At 60.6% G+C, this 18281-nt stretch carries 21 protein-coding genes and 1 tRNA gene; 5 read left to right on the top strand and 17 right to left on the bottom strand.

Annotated elements, in window-relative coordinates; genetic code table 11:
- Positions 1-49: 49 nt before the first annotated feature.
- From nuoF to mepA, 12 genes are all read right to left on the bottom strand, one after another.
- Positions 50-1435: an NADH-quinone oxidoreductase subunit NuoF gene (gene nuoF / locus AACQ95_RS07000; protein ID WP_043136999.1), complete on the bottom strand. Its 1386-nt coding sequence runs from the start codon at positions 1433-1435 to the stop codon at positions 50-52.
- Between the two features lie 67 nt (positions 1436-1502).
- The gene (gene nuoE, locus AACQ95_RS06995; RefSeq protein ID WP_043136692.1) at positions 1503-2045 is read right to left on the bottom strand and encodes an NADH-quinone oxidoreductase subunit NuoE; all 543 of its coding nucleotides are present in this window, start codon (positions 2043-2045) and stop codon (positions 1503-1505) included.
- A gap of 62 nt (positions 2046-2107) precedes the next feature.
- Positions 2108-3913 (bottom strand): NADH-quinone oxidoreductase subunit C/D, encoded by a 1806-nt coding sequence (gene nuoC, locus AACQ95_RS06990; RefSeq protein WP_274452119.1) that lies wholly within the window; start codon positions 3911-3913, stop codon positions 2108-2110.
- 2 nt (positions 3914-3915) lie between these two features.
- Positions 3916-4590: a NuoB/complex I 20 kDa subunit family protein gene (locus tag AACQ95_RS06985; RefSeq protein ID WP_042034369.1), complete on the bottom strand. Its 675-nt coding sequence runs from the start codon at positions 4588-4590 to the stop codon at positions 3916-3918.
- 29 nt (positions 4591-4619) lie between these two features.
- The gene (locus AACQ95_RS06980) at positions 4620-5024 is read right to left on the bottom strand and encodes an NADH-quinone oxidoreductase subunit A (protein WP_042865893.1); all 405 of its coding nucleotides are present in this window, start codon (positions 5022-5024) and stop codon (positions 4620-4622) included.
- A gap of 313 nt (positions 5025-5337) precedes the next feature.
- Entirely contained in the window at positions 5338-6216 is an 879-nt protein-coding gene (locus AACQ95_RS06975) for a flagellar motor protein MotB (protein ID WP_043555315.1), read from the bottom strand.
- Positions 6191-6949 (bottom strand): flagellar motor protein, encoded by a 759-nt coding sequence (locus tag AACQ95_RS06970; protein ID WP_043555316.1) that lies wholly within the window; start codon positions 6947-6949, stop codon positions 6191-6193. The genes AACQ95_RS06975 and AACQ95_RS06970 overlap by 26 nt, the downstream gene beginning before the upstream one ends.
- Positions 6950-7272: 323 nt before the next feature.
- A tRNA-Ser gene (locus tag AACQ95_RS06965) sits at positions 7273-7360 on the bottom strand.
- A 177-nt stretch (positions 7361-7537) separates the two neighbouring features.
- Positions 7538-8155, bottom strand: coding sequence for a TPM domain-containing protein (locus AACQ95_RS06960; RefSeq protein WP_098984343.1), 618 nt, complete (start codon positions 8153-8155; stop codon positions 7538-7540).
- Positions 8156-8184: 29 nt separating this feature from the next.
- Positions 8185-8922: a TPM domain-containing protein gene (locus tag AACQ95_RS06955; RefSeq protein ID WP_043136681.1), complete on the bottom strand. Its 738-nt coding sequence runs from the start codon at positions 8920-8922 to the stop codon at positions 8185-8187.
- Entirely contained in the window at positions 8919-9524 is a 606-nt protein-coding gene (locus AACQ95_RS06950) for a LemA family protein (RefSeq protein WP_172955367.1), read from the bottom strand. Before AACQ95_RS06950 ends, AACQ95_RS06955 begins: the two co-directional genes overlap by 4 nt.
- A 42-nt stretch (positions 9525-9566) precedes the next feature.
- Positions 9567-10334, bottom strand: a complete 768-nt coding sequence (gene mepA, locus AACQ95_RS06945) for a penicillin-insensitive murein endopeptidase (RefSeq protein ID WP_241278164.1) — start codon at positions 10332-10334, stop codon at positions 9567-9569.
- 167 nt (positions 10335-10501) lie between these two features.
- Here mepA and AACQ95_RS06940 point away from each other — a divergent pair, with 167 nt between their 5' ends.
- Together AACQ95_RS06940 and AACQ95_RS06935 are read left to right on the top strand one after the other, a co-directional pair.
- A complete protein-coding gene (locus tag AACQ95_RS06940; protein ID WP_241278163.1) occupies positions 10502-11044 on the top strand; it encodes a hypothetical protein in 543 nt (180 codons plus the stop codon).
- Between the two features lie 218 nt (positions 11045-11262).
- The gene (locus tag AACQ95_RS06935) at positions 11263-11541 is read left to right on the top strand and encodes an RNA recognition motif domain-containing protein (protein WP_080741091.1); all 279 of its coding nucleotides are present in this window, start codon (positions 11263-11265) and stop codon (positions 11539-11541) included.
- Positions 11542-11622: 81 nt separating this feature from the next.
- On the opposite strand, the gene AACQ95_RS06930 is transcribed toward AACQ95_RS06935, so the two are convergent.
- A complete protein-coding gene (locus AACQ95_RS06930) occupies positions 11623-12522 on the bottom strand; it encodes an aldo/keto reductase (RefSeq protein ID WP_241278162.1) in 900 nt (299 codons plus the stop codon).
- Positions 12523-12629: 107 nt separating this feature from the next.
- Here AACQ95_RS06930 and AACQ95_RS06925 point away from each other — a divergent pair, with 107 nt between their 5' ends.
- The 3 genes from AACQ95_RS06925 to ltaE all read left to right on the top strand — a co-directional run bounded on the left by AACQ95_RS06925 (position 12630) and on the right by ltaE (position 14939).
- Positions 12630-13037 carry a helix-turn-helix domain-containing protein gene (locus tag AACQ95_RS06925; protein WP_043136665.1) on the top strand — a complete coding sequence of 136 codons (408 nt, stop codon included), beginning with the start codon at positions 12630-12632 and terminating at the stop codon, positions 13035-13037.
- A 90-nt stretch (positions 13038-13127) separates the two neighbouring features.
- Positions 13128-13829, top strand: coding sequence for a short-chain dehydrogenase (locus AACQ95_RS06920; protein ID WP_241278161.1), 702 nt, complete (start codon positions 13128-13130; stop codon positions 13827-13829).
- Positions 13830-13919: 90 nt separating this feature from the next.
- Positions 13920-14939, top strand: coding sequence for a low-specificity L-threonine aldolase (gene ltaE, locus AACQ95_RS06915; protein ID WP_241278160.1), 1020 nt, complete (start codon positions 13920-13922; stop codon positions 14937-14939).
- 72 nt (positions 14940-15011) lie between these two features.
- Here ltaE and AACQ95_RS06910 read toward each other — a convergent pair whose 3' ends face one another.
- The 4 genes from AACQ95_RS06910 to AACQ95_RS06895 all read right to left on the bottom strand — a co-directional run bounded on the left by AACQ95_RS06910 (position 15012) and on the right by AACQ95_RS06895 (position 18249).
- On the bottom strand, positions 15012-15443 hold the full coding sequence (locus tag AACQ95_RS06910) for a PAS domain-containing protein (protein WP_241278159.1): 432 nt from the start codon (positions 15441-15443) through the stop codon (positions 15012-15014).
- A gap of 9 nt (positions 15444-15452) precedes the next feature.
- On the bottom strand, positions 15453-16481 hold the full coding sequence (locus AACQ95_RS06905) for a response regulator (protein ID WP_043555334.1): 1029 nt from the start codon (positions 16479-16481) through the stop codon (positions 15453-15455).
- Positions 16482-16535: 54 nt separating this feature from the next.
- Positions 16536-17474: a LysR family transcriptional regulator gene (locus AACQ95_RS06900; RefSeq protein ID WP_043136656.1), complete on the bottom strand. Its 939-nt coding sequence runs from the start codon at positions 17472-17474 to the stop codon at positions 16536-16538.
- A 73-nt stretch (positions 17475-17547) separates the two neighbouring features.
- Positions 17548-18249: a DUF2982 domain-containing protein gene (locus AACQ95_RS06895; RefSeq protein ID WP_043555338.1), complete on the bottom strand. Its 702-nt coding sequence runs from the start codon at positions 18247-18249 to the stop codon at positions 17548-17550.
- Positions 18250-18281 lie beyond the last annotated feature (32 nt).

Here is an 18281-nt window from a genome sequence, read left to right as displayed (position 1 = left end):
TGCATGAAACGGCCGATCAGGCTTCGCCCATCGGCCCTGCGTCCTCGTCTTACCAGCGTTCACCCAGCAGATTGGGCTGGATCCCTTTGAGCAGCTTGTGATTATCTTGCGGTCCCTTGATCCCGGCCTCGAACTCGGCGCGGAAATACTTGAGAGCGCTGCCAAGCGGCTCGACGGCGCCAGGGGCGTGGGCACAGAAGGTCTTGCCCGGGCCGAGGAAACTGACCAGCTGTTCCAGCGTTGCCAGATCTCCTTGCTGACCCTCGCCCCGCTCCAGCGCCCGCAGCAGCTTGACGCTCCAGGGCAGGCCGTCGCGACAGGGAGTGCACCAGCCACAGGATTCGCGGGCGAAGAACTCTTCCATGTTGCGCAAGAGCCCCACCATGTTGATGCTGTCATCCACCGCCATGGCGAGGCCCGTCCCCATGCGGGTGCCGACCTTGCCGATGCCGCCGGCATACATCTGGGCATCCAGGTGCTCGGGCAGCAGGAAGCCGGTACCGGCCCCCCCCGGTTGCCAGGCCTTGAGGCGGTAGCCGGGCTTCATGCCACCGGCGTAGTTTTCAAACAGCTCGCGGGCCGTGATGCCAAACGGCAGCTCCCAGACCCCAGGGTTGTTCACCTTGCCGGAGAAGCCCATCAGCTTGGTGCCGTGATCTTCGGAGCCCGGCAGCGCCAGCCCCTGATACCAGGCAACCCCGTTGCCTATGATGGCGGGCACGTTGCACAGGGTCTCGACGTTGTTGACGCAGGTCGGCTTGCCCCAGACGCCGGAGACGGCGGGGAAGGGGGGCTTGGCGCGCGGGTTGGCGCGGCGCCCTTCCAGGGAGTTGATGAGCGCCGTCTCTTCGCCGCAGATGTAACGACCGGCGCCGGTGTGGACGAACAGCTCGAAGTCAAAGCCCGAGCCCAGGATGTTCTTGCCGAGCAGGCCGGCTGCTTTGGCCTCTTCCACCGCGCGGCGCAGATTGATGGCGGCATCCACGTACTCGCCACGCAGGAAGATGTAGCCGCGATAGGCCTTGAGGGCCTTGGCGGAGATGATCATTCCCTCGATCAGCAGGTGGGGCAGTTGCTCCATCAGCAGCCGATCCTTGTAGGTATTCGGCTCCATCTCGTCGGCGTTGCAGAGGAGGTAACGTATGTTCATGCTCTCGTCTTTGGGCATCAGGCCCCACTTCACGCCGGTGGAGAAGCCGGCGCCACCGCGACCCTTGAGGCCGGCATCCTTGACGGTGCCGACTATCTCGTCCGGGCTCATCTGGCCGAGGGCTTTGCGGGCAGCGTCATAGCCCTGCTTGCTCTGGTATTCATCCAGCCAGACCGGCTGGCCGTCGTCACGCAGCCGCCAGGTGAGCGGATGGGTCTCGGGGGCGCGCGCGATCAGGTTGGCCGTGCCGATGGAGGCGAGAGGCGTGGTCGGCCGTGGGCTCATGGACATAGGTTGGCCTCCGGGGTCTTGTTGCGTTCAAGGCGCATGGGCAGATTGCCCTCGTGAAGACTCATGGGTAGGCCTCCAGGGTCTTGAGCAGGCTGATGGCATCGAGTCCGCCATAGGTGTCGTCGTCGATCATCAGCGCCGGTCCCTTGTCGCAGTTGCCGAGGCAGCAGACGGGCAGCAGGGTGAAGCGGCCGTCGGCGCTGGTCTGGCCGGGGGCCAGATCCATCACTTCCTTGAGGCCGGCCAGCAGCCCTTCGTGGCCGTTGATGTAACAGACCATGCTGTCACAGACCCGGATGATGTGGCGCCCGACCGGCTGGCGGAAGATCTGGCTGTAGAAAGTCGCAACCCCTTCCACGTCGCTGGCGGGAATGCCGAGTTCGGCAGCGATGGCATGGATGGCACCGTCCGGTACCCAGCCGCGGGCCTGTTGCACTATCTTGAGCGCTTCTATGCTGGCGGCGCGGGGATCTTCGTAGTGGTGTATCTCATGCCGGATGGCATCGCGTTCGGCCTGGCTCAGGACGAAGCCGTCCCCCTTGCCCTGGCACTCACTTTGCCCCTGCGGGGTCTGATTGTTTTGGCACTGACATTGCTGGCTCATGGCTTAACCTTTTGTGGCTTGTCCTTTTTGTCGCGTAACGGTTGTTTAGTAACAGCGGTTACTCAACGATCCACATCCGACATAACGAAATCGATACTGCCCAGGTAGGCGATGAGATCCGACACCATGCTGCCTCGGATCACCGAGGGGATCTGTTGCAGGTGAGCAAAGCTCGGGGTGCGGATCCGGGTCCGGTAACTCATGGTGGAGCCATCGCTGGTCAGGTAATAACTGTTGATCCCCTTGGTCGCCTCTATCATCTGGAAGGATTCGGCGGCCGGCATCACCGGGCCCCAGGACACTTGCAGGAAGTGGGTGATCAGGGTCTCTATGTCTTGCAGGGTGCGATCTTTGGGCGGTGGTGTAGTGAGCGGGTGATCCGCCTTGAATGGCCCCTCCGGCATGTTCTTCACACACTGCTCTATGATGCGCAGGCTCTGGCGCATCTCTTCGAGGCGTATCATGCCACGGTCGTACACATCACCGTTGGCACCAACCGGTACCTCGAACTCGAACTGATCGTAGCCCGAGTAAGGGCGCCATTTGCGTACGTCAAAGTTGAGGCCGGTGGCGCGCAGACCGCCCCCCGTGATGCCCCACGCCAATGCCTGCTCTGTGGTATAGGGGGCGACGCCTATGGTGCGGCCGCGCAATATGCTGTTGCGCATGGCCGCCTTCTCATAATCCATCAGCCGCTTGGGCAGCCAGTTCAGCAGGTTATCCTGGATGAGACGAGCCCAGCCCACCGGCAGATCGTGCGCCACGCCGCCGATACGGAACCAGGCCGGGTGCATGCGCGCGCCCGTGATGGCTTCGATGATGGTGTAGATCTTCTGCCTGTCGGTGAAGGTGAAGAAGACGGGGGTCATGGCACCCACGTCCTGGATATAGGTCCCGAGGAACAGCAGGTGGCTCTGGATGCGGAACAGCTCCGCCAGCATCACCCGGATCACGTCGACCCGGTTTGGCACCTTGATGCCCGCCAGCTTCTCGACCGCCAGCACATAAGGCAGGTTGTTCATGACGCCGCCCAGGTACTCGACCCGGTCGGTATAGGGGATGTAGCTGTGCCAGGACTGACGCTCACCCATCTTCTCGGCACCGCGGTGGTGATAGCCGATGTCGGGCACGCAGTCGCGGATCTCCTCGCCATCGAGCTGCAGCACCAGCCGGAAGGCGCCGTGGGCGGAGGGGTGGTTCGGGCCGAGGTTCAAGAACATGTAGTCCTCGTTCTCGTTGCCCCGGTTCATGCCCCACTCTTCTGGTTTGAACAGCAGGTTGTCCTGCTCCTGATCCTGTTTGACCGCATCGAGCATGAAGGGATCGAACTCGGTGGCGCGCGCCGGATAGTCTTTGCGCAGCGGGTGACCCTGCCAGCTCTTGGGCATCATGATGCGGGTCAGATGGGGGTGACCATCGAAGTTGATGCCCATCAGATCCCACACTTCTCGCTCGTACCAGTTGGCGTTGGGGAAGTGGCGGCTGATGGTTGGCAGGCTCAGATCGCTCTCTTTGAGCGGCACCTTCAGCATCACATCGGCGTTGCGGTCGATGGAGATGAGGTGATAGAAGACGGTGAAGTCGCTCTCGGGCAGGCCGTCGCGATGGCTGCGCATCCGCTCGTCGGTGGCGCTGAGATCAAACAGCATCACGAACGGGGAGGGGAGCTTGCGCAAGAAGCCCATCACGTCCAGCAGCAGCTCGCGGGAGAGCCAGACCACGGGCACGCCGGTGCGGGTGGTCTGAACGGTGAAGCGCTCGGCGCCAAAGTGGGCAAACAGCTCGCGGACCACCTGGGCATCCTGGTGATCGCTCGGTTGCCACTGGGCCATGGTGTAGTTACTGGGGAATTCTCGAGTCAGTTTCATGATCAGATCTCATCCGGCGTGCGCAGGTTGGTAACGTTGATCCGCTCGCCGCGCTTGCGTTCCTTCTCGGCCTGCATCTGGGGACGGTAGATCCCCTGATCGCCCACCACCCAGGAGAGGGGGCGGCGTTCCTTGCCGATGGAGTCCTGCAGCAGCATCAGGGCTTGCAGGAAGGCCTCGGGACGGGGCGGGCAGCCTGGAATGTAGACGTCGACCGGCAGGAACTTGTCCACGCCCTGTACCACTGAGTAGATGTCATACATGCCGCCCGAGTTGGCGCAGGCACCCATTGAGATGACCCACTTGGGTTCGAGCAGCTGTTCGTACAGGCGCTGGATGACGGGTGCCATCTTGATGAAGGGCGTCCCTGCTATCACCATGAAATCGGCCTGACGCGGCGAGGCTCGAATAACCTCGGCGCCGAAGCGGGCCACGTCATGGGGGGAGGTGAAGGCGGTACACATCTCTACGTAGCAGCAGGAGATGCCGAAGTTGTAGGGCCAGAGGGAATTCTTGCGACCCCAGTTGACGGTGTCTTGCAACACCTCCTCGAGACGCCCCATCATGATGCCGCGTTCAGCCTGTTGCGCCAGCGGATCATCGACTGTCTGGCGCTGTTCCTGGGGGTAGCGCTCAACCGGCGCATCCGGGTCAATCCGGGTCAGGGTGTACTTCATGGTGCAACCTCAAAGGGAATATCGGTAATTCAGTCTGGCTTCTTGTCAGTCAGAACGCGTTTCTTTGGTGCCCAGTCGAGGGCGCCGATGCGCCACAGGTAGATAAGACCTACCAGCAGCAGGGTGATAAAGATGGCGGCTTCAATAAAGCCGACCCAGCCACTCTCCCGAACGGAGACGGACCAGGCGAACAGATAGAGAGCCTCTACGTCGAAGATGACGAAGAACATGGCGACCAGGTAGAACTTGGCGGAGAAACGCAGACGGGCATTGCCAACCGAATCTATGCCCGATTCGAAGGGCTTGTTTTTGGCTCGACCGTAGGCACGGCCTCCCAGCAAGGCGGCCAGACCTATCATGATCAGGCACAGGCAAATGGCTGCAACGACATAGATAGCAAAAGCCCAATGCTGGACAGCAATATCAGCAAACATATAGGTTTTCCCTAACCGAATTAATCATGTGACTTAACAAGGGTGTTACGCATTATGCCACTTCCATACTGATTTACATGTCATTTCAAAGGATTAATTATTAATCATGGGGGGAAAAATCGGTTTTTGCTAGCAAGGTCAATTTTCTCATTTGAGAATCATTTTCAATGGCGCGAATAGACCCGGAAAACGGCGCGCCGCAGGGGCCTGTACAGCGTGGCATGCGGGGAAAATAGGGGATGCTGGTCGGATGACCGGGGCGATAACGGCTGGATGAGGCGCAAAGAAAACCCCGCTGGGCGGGGTTTGCTGATCAGGGTTTGAGGATGGGGAGCGCCTCTTCGGCGGCCTTGCCCTGGGAGAGGGTGATCTCGACCCGGCGGTTGGCCTGTCGGTGCTCAGGCGTGTCGTTGGCATAGCGCGGCTGGGCATCGGCCACCCCCTGAGCTATGACTCTGGTTGCGTCCAGCTTGGGGTTGGTGAGCAGGGTGTGGACGATGGAGGCCGAGCGCAGCACCGACAGCTCCCAGTTGCTGCGATAGAGCTCTATCGGCGCTTGCGAATTGTCTGTGTGGCCTGTCACCACCACCTTGCCTGGGATGTCGGCCAGTATGCCGGAGATCTTGCTGACCAGCGGAATGAACTGGGGCTGCAGGAAGGCCGAATCGGCCGGGAACAGCGCCTTCTCGCCTATGCGGATCACCAGCTGGCTGCCGAGCTGCTCCACCTCCAGATCCTTGGATTCAATCTGCGCCTTGAGCTGCTGCTCGAGTTTCTTCTTGGTAACCTGTACCCACTCCTGTTCCTTGGTCTTGTGCGGCCAGGCCTCGGTAGCACTCGGCTTCTCCGAGGCCCCTATGGTTTCGTTGAAGGGATCTGCCGCCGCGGTCGGTGCCTCTTTTTCCAGCACGGTTTCTTTATCCGGGCTGCTGGGGGCCGTTCTGGATTCCGGCTCCAGGATCCCGGTGCCGCCCTGCATCACAGGGGAACCCGCGGGTGGAGAGATGAGGCCGATTTTACCCAGCGACTCGATGAAGCCCTGGATCAGCACCCGGGTCTCGGATTGTTTGGCCATGGCAAAGGAGTAGAGCACCACGAACAGGGCGAACAACAGGGTCATGAAGTCGGCATAGGAAACCAGCCAGCGCTCGTGGTTCTCGGGCGCTTCAGGCTTTTTCTTTTTGGCCACCATGGCCTCCCAGATAAGGTTCGAGGGTAACTTGTAACCGGGCTTGCGACTCGCCATCCACGATGCAGAGGATACCGGTCAAGGTCATCTCCTTGTAGTGGCGGATGTCATGGGCAAACCCCTTGTAGCGGTTACCGAAGGGAAGAAAGATCAGGTTGGCGGCACCCACCCCGTAGATGGTGGCGATGAAGGCCACTGCGATGGCACCACCCAGTTTGTCAGGGGCATCCAGCAGGCCCATGGCGTGGATCAGGCCAAATACCGCGCCCACTATCCCCATGGTCGGGCAGTAGCCGCCCATGGCCTCGTAGAATTTGACTGTCTGCTCGAGATCCTCATGCTCGAACTCGATCTCGTTCTCCAACACCTCGTGGATCTTGGTCTTCTCGTAGCCATCGACCATCATCTGTACCCCTTTTTGCAGGAAGGGATCCTTGATCTCGTCGATCATGCCCTCCAGGGCCAGCATGCCGCTGCGTCTGGCGTTGCCGGCCAGGGTTTCCAGCAACTGCGCCTGCTCCAGCATGTCGAGCTTGGGGGGGGCAAGCAGCCACTTGAAGCGCTTGAAGGTTTTACCGACGACGGAGAAGGGAAACTGGGTCAGTGCGGCACCGACAGTACCACCGATCACTATGAGGAAGGCTGGCAGATCGAGCAGGGCGCTGGGATGGCCCCCCTCGATGATGTTACCGCCAAGGATACAGATTATTGCAAAAATCAGGCCAATCAAGCTCATTCTTTGTACGTCCCTGGATATTGATAATGGCTAGTGTAGCTATTTAAGTATCAGTTTTTCAAAATGATATCCAATCGGTGAGCAATAAATCAGAGCCGGGTCCGGCGGGAAAATATTTGACGGCGCAGGGCGGAACATCTGTCTGGACAGGGCGAGAAACCAGGCATGTTCATTCCTGGGTGGGCAAGGACACCTGATAGGGAGGATGTCCCCAGAATAGTGCCTGTGTTTTTCGGGAGGAGGGTGAGAGCATTAGCCGCTCGAGAGCCGATGGCGCAGGCCAGAAAGCAAAAAGCCCGACCAGTGGGTCGGGCTTTGCAATTTGGCGGTGAGGGAGGGATTCGAACCCTCGATACGTTGCCGTATACACACTTTCCAGGCGTGCTCCTTCAGCCACTCGGACACCTCACCAAATTTTGGTCTGTTGTTTAGGGTGCTCAGCCAACACCTTGTTCACTGCGCCGTTGCGCTGGAACGGGGCGTAATTTAGGGGAAAGGGCTGCCGGGGTCAACCACTTTTCCCCTTATTTTTCATAATCTTTATCGGATGCCTATCCCTTGAACAGAATGCCGGTTTTTTAAACCCGATCAGGGCTTGTCCAGGATGATCAGGCTGTCGGGCAGCTCATTCTGATCCCGGGTTGCCGGGAAGGCATCGGTCAGGATGGCGCTGGTGCGCTCCACGCACTCGATGAATCCCTGCTCCACTTCCCGGTTGCGCACCCGTTGGGTGAAGTCGTCGATGATCGCCTGCCACTGGGCATTGTCGATGTGCTGGGCTATGCCGTCGTCCACCAGTATCTCCACATAGTGCTCGGCCACCGAGACAAAGATCAGCACCCCCAGCCGGTCCCGGGTGCGGTGCAGACCCTGTTCGACAAACTGCAGGCGAGCCATCAGCGCCGCCCTGTGCCGGCGTACCTTCTTCGGGATCAGGTACATCTTGATGGGGGTCCAGTGGAACAACAGGCTCAGCAGCAGCCAGACCGACCACTGTGCCAGCAGGATCTCGTACCAGCCGAGCCAGAAGCCGAGCTCGAAGACCAGCAGGGGCGTGAGCATGGCAATCAGCGCTGCCCACAGGGTGGGAATATAACGATAGCCGTCGCTGGCTGGCGCCAGCACTGTGACCAGTTCAGCATCCGTTTCCAGCTCAGCCTCGCGAACCTTGGCCTGCAGCGTGTGGAAGAACTGTTTAGAAATCATGGTGTCGTCTCTTCATTCCTGTATTCCTGTTACCAACCACCGGAGGCTCCGCCGCCGCCAAAACTGCCGCCGCCCCCGCTGAAACCGCCCCCGCTGCCGCCACGGCCACCGAAGCTGCCGGCCCCGAAGCCTCCGGTCAGCAAGGCCGCGCGGCGTCGGCCACCGCTGCCGCCCCCTCCGCCACCGCCGCGCAGGTTGTGCAGCACTAGCATCACAATCACCATCAGGATGAACAGCCAGGGGCCGCCCAGTTTGCCCTCCTGTTTGTCGGTGTCCACCGGCGTATACTCACCCGCCAGCGCTTGCATGATGCTCCGGCTGCCGGCGACCACGCCGGCGACCATGTCGCCACGCTTGAAGGCGGGCAGGATCCGGGTCTGGATGATGTTGGCCGCAATGGCGTCGGGCAGGGCACCTTCCAGCCCATAACCCACCTCGATGCGCACCTTGCGTTCATCCTGGGCGATCAACAGCAGGACGCCGTTGTTCTTGCCCTTCTGACCTATGCCCCAGTGGCGGCCGAGCTGGTAGCCGTACTCCTCTATGGTGTCGCCACCCAGCGTGTCGATGGAGACCACCACCAGCTGGATGCCGCTGCGCTTTTCAAACGCGGCCAGTTGCTGGGTCAGCTGATGGGCCTGCTTGCGGGACATCAGGTTCGCCTCGTCCACCACCCGGCCGCTGAGGGCCGGAAAGGTGGGGGCGGCTTGCAGCGCCGCCGTCCACAGCAGCAGACAGGGCAACAGCCAGCGAACAAGCCTACTCATTGGAAGCTGACCTTGGGCGCCTCATCGGCACCTGGCTTGGCACTGAAGCTAGGTTTGGCCTCCAGATCCGAATAGAGCAACTTGGACCAGATGACGCCGGGGAAGGTGCGGATCTCGGTATTGAACTGGCGCACCGCCTCTATGTAGTCGCGGCGGGCCACAGAGATACGGTTCTCGGTGCCTTCCAGCTGGGCCTGAAGGGTGAGGAACTGCTGATCCGCCTTCAGGTCCGGATAGCGTTCGACCACTACCATCAGTCGGGAGAGGGCGCTGGAGAGCTGGTTCTGGGCCGCTTCAAACTCCTTGAGCTGGGCGGGATCGCTCACCTGCACGCTGCCGACCCGGGCACGGGCGTCGGTGACAGCTTTCAGGGTCTCCTGCTCATGGCTGGCATAGCCCTTGACGGTGGCCACCAGATTGGGAATGAGATCGGCCCGGCGCTGGTACTGGTTCTCGACCTGGCCCCAGCTCGCCTTGACCTGTTCATCCAGGGTCGGAATGTTGTTCATGCCGCAACCCGTCAGTCCCAGCAGCAGGGTCAGGGTCAACAGGCTCTGCGTTGTCCTGCGCCAGAGTGAAGTGGCCATCTTGTTGTTCTCCATTGAAATTTTTAGCGGATATAGGTGCACCATAACAGCTTGTGGTCAACTGCCACAACGGGCGGGCAGCCTGGGTTTGCTGTACGCCATCGAGACCTTGGGCAATTGCGGCTTGTCCTTGAGCCAGGAGGCCAGCTCGGCGCCGCAGCCATTGCCGGGCGGGATCGGGGCCTGGGGCTGGCAATCCGGACTGCCAGCCGGACAGCGCAGGCGCACATGGAAGTGGCTGAAGTGGCCGACCCAGGGACGCAGCTTGGCGACCCAGGGTTCGTCAGCGGCCCGTTTGCACACCTCGCCCTTGAGCACAGGGTTGATAAAGATGCGGGCCACCTCGGGCTTGCTGGCCGCGAGGCGCAGCAGTTCCAGTTGCTGGGGACCGAAGCGTCCCGGCAAGACCCGGTAACTGGACTCGTCGATGAGCGCCCACTCCCTGGGGGCATCCTGCTCCCATTTGCTGATGGGCTGGTTGGCCATCCGAAACCAGATGTCGGCATCGAGCCCGGTCTGGTGGCTGCGATGGCCCGAGCTGAAGGGGCCGCCGTGGGCCATGGCCAGATCGGCGATATAGAGATCCGGCATGCCAGCCATCCGGGTCTGGTTTGCCAGGGTAGTGAGGTAGTGAATAAGGTCGGGGTGACCGTAGTAGCGCAGTCGTTTGCTGCGGATCACCTGATAGCCGGGCCCGGTCAGCGGCAGGGCCATGCCATTTTTGAGGCAGCCGGCCGAATAGCCGCCAATGGCTTCGGGATCGATCGGGCGGCTGGTCCCGGTATGCAGGGCACTGGCCATGAAGAGCAGGGTGGTAGCAAGCATGAGACTCCCGACAATCACGCTAAGAGGTGGGCTCAGATAGCCCCAATCATATCAAGAGTCTGGCAAGGTCGTCATCCGACTTGCCGGTCGGGTTGCATCTTGGCGTCCGGCTCCCGCACAATGCGCGCCACAGCCAGGTGAGCGCATGAGAGCATGAGGAGAAGGAGATGAAGGTGAGTGAGCTGGTGGAGAAGGCGGGGCTCTGTTGCCTGATGCCTCCCGCCCGACGTTTTTATCTTGTGATGGGGGTCTTGCTGCTGGCGAGTCTGGTAACCGTGCTGGCCGCAATCGGCTTGGGTTATCCGACGATGGGGCTGCTGCCCTGGGTGGGTCTGGTGTTTGGCGGCATAGTGCTGCTGATGATGGTGCTGCCTCGCAACTGGCAGCGCTGGCGACTGGCCGAGCTCGCCTGGGACGATGAGCGCCTCTATCTGCTCAATGGCAGCGATGACAGGGCGCTGGCACTGCCAAGAGCGGCCCTGGTTGGCATAGAGCGGGATCGCAAGGTGGGCCACGACGGCCAGTGGCTGGAGTTCAGCCTGGATCTCAGGCTCGATGGCGAGCAGCTTGCGGCGGCGACCAAACTGATGGGGCTAGGCCGTGAGGGAACCCACGAGGTCGCGCCCGGCATTTATCGCTTCGGCTTTAAACGGGCCTGGCACGGTCGCCGTGCACTCAAGGAGATACTCAGGGCGCTGCTCCCCATTTGAGCTGACTATTTTCTCGACAATCCACCTCAAAGCTCAGATACTGCCAGTGACTCGAATTGATCTTGCCTGTTCTGTTCGCCCAAGAGATCAATGACTTGAGTGAACAGGACGGGGAGTGCCTCGGCATGATGCCCTGGCAGGTCCGGCATGGAGGTTGTGCCCTTACTTCTGTGTTGGTGATTGGATAGAGAAGGCACCTTGAATCGAGAGTGGATGGCATGAAGATTTACGTAGGTAATCTGTCGTACCGGATGACGGCCGACGAACTGACAACCGTGTTCAGCCAATTTGGGCAGGTAGAAAAGGTCGATATCATCATCGATCGCGATACCGGTCAGTCCAAGGGGTTTGGCTTTATTGAAATGCCTGTCAATGGCGATGCCGAGAAGGCCATCGCCGGTTTGCATGGCACCGAAATCGGTGGCCGCACTATCACAGTCAACCAAGCCAAACCGAAGACAGATGCACCACGTGGTCGCCCCCAGCGTCATCGTTGAGTTGCCTCGATAATGCAAAACGGCATGGGTATCTCCCATGCCGTTTTTGTTGGTGCGGCGCCATGCCGCTGTCACTCAGGGTCAGGGCACGTCATACCCGAGCGCCGCCTTGCGAATGCGGAACCACTGCTGGCGAGTGAGCACAATGGACTCGGCGGCCACGGCGGCGGCGATCCGCTCCCGCTTGCCTGATCCTATCAGCGGCAACGGCTGGCTTGGCAGCATCATCACCCAGGCGTAGACCAGCTGCTCTATGTGCTGAGCGCCCACTTCATGGCGGATCTGCTCGAGCTCGGCGCGCAGCGGCGCATACTCCTGGCCGTTGAACAGGCGTCCGCCACCGAGGCAGGACCAGGCCATGGGTTTGATGCGCAGTTGCTGGCATTGATCCAGGGTGCCATCCAGGGTGGTGCTCTGGTTCAGCGGCGAGATCTCCAGCTGGTTGGTGACCAGCGGGAAGGGCAGGCGCGACTGCAGCAGCTCGAACTGGCGAGGGGTGAAGTTGGATACCCCGGCGTGCTTGATCTTGCCTGCCTGCCTGAGGGTGATGAAGGCATCGGCCACCTCGTCGGCATCCATCAGGGGATCCGGACGGTGGATCAGCAGCAGATCAAGATGGTCGGTGCCGAGCTTTTGCAAGGAGGCCTCGGCGCTGGCGACGATATGGGTCTTGCCGGTGTTGTAGTGGTTGAGGGCATGTTCCGGCCTGGCGGTGAGGGCGATGCCACACTTGCTGACGATCTCCATCCGCTCGCGCAGGGAAGGCTCGAGGCGCAGGGCCTTGCCGAACGCCTCCTCGCACTGGTAACCGCCGTAGATGTCGGCGTGATCCAGGGTGGTCACTCCCAGATCCAGGTGGTACTTCATCAGGTCGAGCAGCGCGGCCGGGGAAAGTTGCCACTCCATCAGACGCCAGTAGCCCATGATGAGGCGGGAGAAGGTCGGGCCCTGATCGTGCAGGGCGACGCGAGATACAGACATGAGTGACTCCTTGGGAAATTAATGCTGTCAGCATCTTGGTCTCTTCTGCCTGGCAAGGCAATAATGCGGCTTTTGTTCACTCGAACTTTGGTTCTGACGGGATATATATGGAAGGATTTGCCGAGCGGTTGCGGAGTCTGATCGGGGCGGGCAGCATCAGTGCGTTTGCGCGTAAAGTCGGCTTGAGCGAAGCCCTGATCCGCAAATATTTGAAGGGGGCCGAGCCCGGCCTTGGCAAGGCAAACCAGATCGCCATGGGGGCCAACTGCTCGCTGGAGTGGCTTGCTACCGGCTGTGGTTATCTTTACCGACAGGCAGAAGTGGTGGATCGGGAGGCGCTGGCCGCCGCAGGCGCCCTGCTGCAGGAGCTGCAGCCGGCGCCATCCCTGCCTGATGAAAGGCAACTGGTCACCCTGCTCGCCTACTACCAGTTCCTGCGCAGCCACAAGAAGGCCGACGGCTTCCTGGATCTGGCGCTGGCGCGCGAATTTGGCAAGCACCTCAATGAGGCATGAACCCGGATGGGCATAGCCGGCCAACTCTTGGCGGCAGCCGGTTATTATTCTGATAACCTCTAAACAGACGGCAGATCCGGGGAGAGGGTGATGGGCTATCTGATCTTGGGCAGTGGTGGATTGGGCACGGCGCTGGCCAGGGAGCTGTCGGACCGGGGCGAGGAGCTGGTGCTGGCGGGCAGGCAACTGCCAAAAGGGCTGGATCCGGCCTGCTACTTCCCGTTGCAGGAGGTGGATCCACTCTCCTTCGATGCACTGTTCACCCTCTATGACACGACCACCCTGCCGAACGTGGTGATCAACACCATAGGCTTGCTGCACGACATCAACTTCATGCCGGAGCGGCGGGTGGAGGAGGTCAATCCCAAGTGGCTGTGCGACAGCCTGCTGGCCAATGCCTGGCCACATCTGGCCATCGGCGCCTGCCTGAGCCGCCGCATGGCCCCGGATGCCAGCTTGTGGCTCTGCTCTCTCTCCGATCTGGCCGGCAGCCTGACCGCCAATGAGACGGGCAGCCGCTACAGCTACCGGATGAGCAAGGCGGCCCTCAACATGGGGGCCAGGACGCTGGCGCTCGAATGGCGGGACCGCTTCCCCGGCGCCGGGGTGATCACTGTGCACCCGGGTCCCATGAATACCCCCATGAACCAGCCCTTTCTCCATGAGCTGGTTCCCGACAGCCTGCAGGATCCGGCCTGGGTCGCCCCCCGTTTGCTGGATCTGATCGCCGGTTTGTCGATGGTGCAATCCGGCGCCTTTGTGGATCTGCAGGGGCAGCCGCTACCCTGGTAAGCCGTCACCGGGTTCACATTCCGGCGACTCCCTGCTTGCCAAGCCCGCCCGGGCTGGCTAACGTCGTCCTCCTGCACCAGGAGGGATGTCATGCGCTACATCGATTTACGAAGTGATACGGTCACCCAGCCCACGGATGCCATGCGCCAGAGCATGCTGCATGCCGAGGTCGGGGACGATGTCTATGGGGAGGATCCGGGCGTCAATGCGCTGGAAGCCTATGGCGCCGACCTGCTTGGCAAGGAGGCCGCGCTGTTCGTGCCGTCCGGCACCATGTCCAACCTGCTGGCGGTGATGAGCCATTGCCAGCGAGGGGAAGGGGCCGTGCTGGGCTCGGCAGCCCACATCTATCGCTACGAGGCGCAGGGTTCTGCCGTGCTGGGGTCTGTGGCCCTGCAACCCGTGCCCATGCAGGCCGATGGCTCGCTGGCACTGGCGGATGTGCGGGCGGCCATCGCCCCTGACGATGCCCATTTTGCCCAGACCCGCCTCGTCTGCCTCGAAAACACCCATAACGGCAAGGTGCTGCCCTTGCCTTATCTGCGCGAGATGCGCGAGTTTGTCGACGAGCATGGCTTGCAGTTGCACCTAGACGGCGCGCGTCTGTTCAACGCCGTGGTGGCGAGTGGCCATACGGTGTGCGAGCTGGTCGCGCCGTTTGACAGTGTCTCCATCTGCCTCTCCAAGGGGCTGGGGGCGCCGGTGGGATCGCTGCTGGTGGGTTCCCATGCCTTCATCGCCCGTGCCAGAAGGCTGCGCAAGATGCTGGGTGGTGGCATGCGTCAGGCGGGGATCCTGGCCCAGGCCGGCCTGTTTGCCCTGCAGCAGCATGTGGTACGCCTCGCAGACGATCACCGCCGTGCCAGACGGCTGGCCGAAGGGCTGGCGGCGCTGCCCGGCATCAGGCTGGATCTGGCGCAGGTGCAGACCAACATGGTGTTCCTGCAACTGACGAGTGGCGAGAGTGCACCCTTGCTGGCCTTCATGAAGGAGCGGGGGATCCTCTTCTCCGGTTATGGCGAGTTGCGGCTGGTGACTCATCTGCAGATCCATGATGATGATATCGAAGAGGTGATCGACGCCTTTACCGAGTACCTAGGAGCGCATTGATACGGGTTGCTCACTACAGAAACAACACAGGGCGCCGCGGCGCCCTGTTTCATTTGTGAATGATGTTGTTCGTTACGCCTGTCGCTGGCCTGTCATCAGCATGGCCTCGTCGGTGGCATCGTAGATCATCACGGCGATATGGGTCACCTGACCGCCAAAATCGGCCAGCGGCACCAGGGTCAGATTTTGGAACATGTGGGGGGCCGAGCCCGTGATGGGGCGATAGTTGGAGAAACGCAGCAGATAGGGTTTCTGCTCCCAGGTGCTGAAGGCGCGATTGTTGAGCTTGAACACCATGTTGGCCTTGCGTTCGAACCAGGCCTTGTCAACGTCGGGGAAGAGATCGAACAGCACGCCATCGCGCACCTCACCGGCCAGCCGGCCGCTGTGGCTCTCCATGAAGCCGTTCCACACCTGCACCCTGTACTCCTTGTCGAGCACCACCAGCCCCACGTCCAGGTTCTGGACTATGTTCATCAGCCAATGAAATTCACGAATTTCCATGGTCACTCCTTAGAGCATGTGCATGATTTTGTTGTTCATGGTGGCGATGGAATCTTCGGTAAACAGCAGCAGCAGGTCACACTGCACCGCGTAATCCTGGACCCGGTAGTTGATCTCGATGGCCAGGGTGCGGCGCCAGCGGCTCTTGTTGGTGTTGATGAGATCCTTGATGGGCCTGTGCTGGCCGAGCACCACAGGGTGACCTTGGCTGAAGGGGGTATCGAGCTGGCTGGCGTAACCGCGCAGGAAGGCGCCGATCAGCACGTTGGCCGTGTCCATCAAGAGTTCCAGCTCGGCATTGCGATCCAGCGCGCCCTGATGGTTCATCAGCCGGGCCAGATCCTTGAAGCTGGAGTCGTGAAACAGGATCAGCGCTTCGCCGGCGATCCCCGCCCCGATGAAGCCCTGACAGACGGCGGAGAGGGTATCCGAATCGGCGGCGGCCGAGAGGGCCATGTGCAACTCGGAGACTTCCAGTACGTTGACATTTGGGATGGGCAGCACCACGAAGGCGTTGAGCAGACGGGCAAGCAGGTCGGCAGCCTGGCCCATGGAGACGTTGGCAAGCTCCTGGTAAACGTCGCGGATCTCGGGGGTGATCTTGACGCCGACATCGGCATCAGGTTCACCTGCCGCCAGGCCCTCGAGCAAGGCAGGCGCAGCGGCGACGCCATTGGGTTGCCACAAACCGTGTTGTCTGAGCAGGGCGCTCAGGGTCTCGGGGGCGGCGGGTTTCTTGATGAAATCGAGGGCGCCCAGGCTCATGACCCTTTGATGCGCCTCGGGCTGGATGTCGCCAGAGACGACGAACACCTTGTTGCGCAGCCCTTCCTGTTGCAGTGTCTCCAACACCCCGTAGCCGTCCATTTCCGGCATGGTCAGATCCAGAAAGATCAGATCGCCATGCCCCATCAGCACCTGTTCCACCCCTTCGAGCCCGTTTGCGGCGTAATGCAGCGTCACATCCCAGTCGGAAGGAAGGGCGCGGGCCAGCTGCTTACGAGCGAATCCTGAGTCATCACATATCAATACATTCATAGTGTTAGGCTGGCCTGGTCAACGAGGATTGCTATAAGTGTGGCCCGCTGACGGTCAGATGCAATGGGACAAACTGGTTGCCGGTGAAAATTGGTTGTCCCATTGATGGTTCCGGTAGCGCGCTGAGTATTTTTCAACGAATTCAGCGAACATCTTAACACGCAGCGGGGCGAACTGAGGCTGGCAGCGCAACATATAGAAGGGGCGATTGCCGGTTTTCCAGTCCGGCAGCACGGCGACCAGTTGCTCATCCTGCAGGAAGGGGTGCACGTAGTGGCGCGGTGCGTTGACTATTCCCAGATGCCGTCTGGCGGCCCTGACAGCCGCCTGGGTCTGGTTGACGGTGAGCTTGGCGGCGCGCTTGATCTGCACCGTCTGCTCGTCCCGGCCGGTCAGTTGCCAGTGCTGATGGGGCCAGCAGTAGATCAGGGAGTGCTCCTCCAGCTGGGCCGGGTGCGCCGGTGTGCCCATCTTTTCCAGATAGAGTCTGGAGGCGAACAGGCCGTATTCGATGTGACCGAGGCACTGGGCATTGGTCATGGATTGCGGCAGTTCACCGTTGAAAAACACCAGATCCCGATCGTTGTCGAGCAGGTGTTGATGGTCGTTGGTCTGGGCGATGTCAAACCGCACCGCCGGGTAGTGCAGGCCAAAATCCGCCAGCATGTCGACCAGTATGGTGTTGGAGAGCGCGATAGGCGCGGCGAGGCGGATCACCCCGTTGATGTCGGCTTCCCGGCCCTGGATTTCACCCGTGGCCTGCTCAATCTCGGCCAGCGGGGTGCACAGACGCTCGTAATATCTGAGCCCGTCGTCGGTGAGGCGGAGTTTGCGGGTGGATCTGTGTAGCAAGGAGCAGCCGAGCTGCTCTTCCAGCTGAGAAATACGTCGACTGATGGTGCCGGTAGGCATGCCCAGTGCGGCAGCCGCGTGGGAGAAGCCTCCCTCTTGCACCACCTTGACGAACAGATAGAACTCTTCGATGTACTTCATAAGCGGTGTTCTGGGTGTAACAAGGGAGTGACCTTAAAAAGAGCCGCCCGCCTTGGCAAGTGCAATCCGGCGTTTAATTGATCTGGATTAGATTCGACTCCCGCTGGTATTGGTGCAACAGGCGGACAAATTCGGCCGGATCCCGGTCCAGGCTGTTGTCCGGCACCAGCAGATCGTAACCGAGCAGGTCACGCAAGCGGGTCATGCGATTGGCCAGCATGGCGATCACCCCCTCGTAGCGCTGACCAGACGGGGAGCGAAAGTGGCTCTCTTCCAGCAATCCCTCCCCCTGAAAGGCATCACCGCAGCCGCCGCTGGCACAATCTTGTCGTTCACTGCGCAGGGCTTGCAACAGCACTGCCCGCTGTTCGGTCAGCAGGCGCACGGCCAATCTGGGTGTGATCAATGTCAAAAAATCGTCGTAATCTTTTATCTTCAAACCTATGTAGGGCAGGGCGACCAGATCCCAGCCCAGATGAATGCGTGGTTGGTCAATACGTTGAATATTTCTCCATTTCAGGATCCAACCGCCGTATTTATGGTGATATTGCAAACAATCGTGACAGAGCGAGAGGCTGAAATGGGGTTCAACCAGCTTCAATGAGCCGATAAATATCATCATCAGACCCGCCAACAGGCCGGAGACGAAGGGGATTAGTGGTTGTTCACGGAATAAAAAAAGTATAAAAATCATAGTAATGGTTACTATGATGCCCAACAATATCAAGGTGAGTCCGTTTTTCCTGACCATGGGTTTCACATGTAGCGTTTTCATATGAAGTCAGCCCTTGTGCGCATGCTTATTTC

Origin of the sequence: Aeromonas sp. MR19 (assembly GCF_963899305.1) — a bacterium.
Classification (GTDB): Bacteria; Pseudomonadota; Gammaproteobacteria; order Enterobacterales; family Aeromonadaceae; genus Aeromonas; species Aeromonas bestiarum.
Note: the sequence above shows the minus strand (reverse complement) of the source record. Positions and strands in the feature narration are given on the sequence as shown.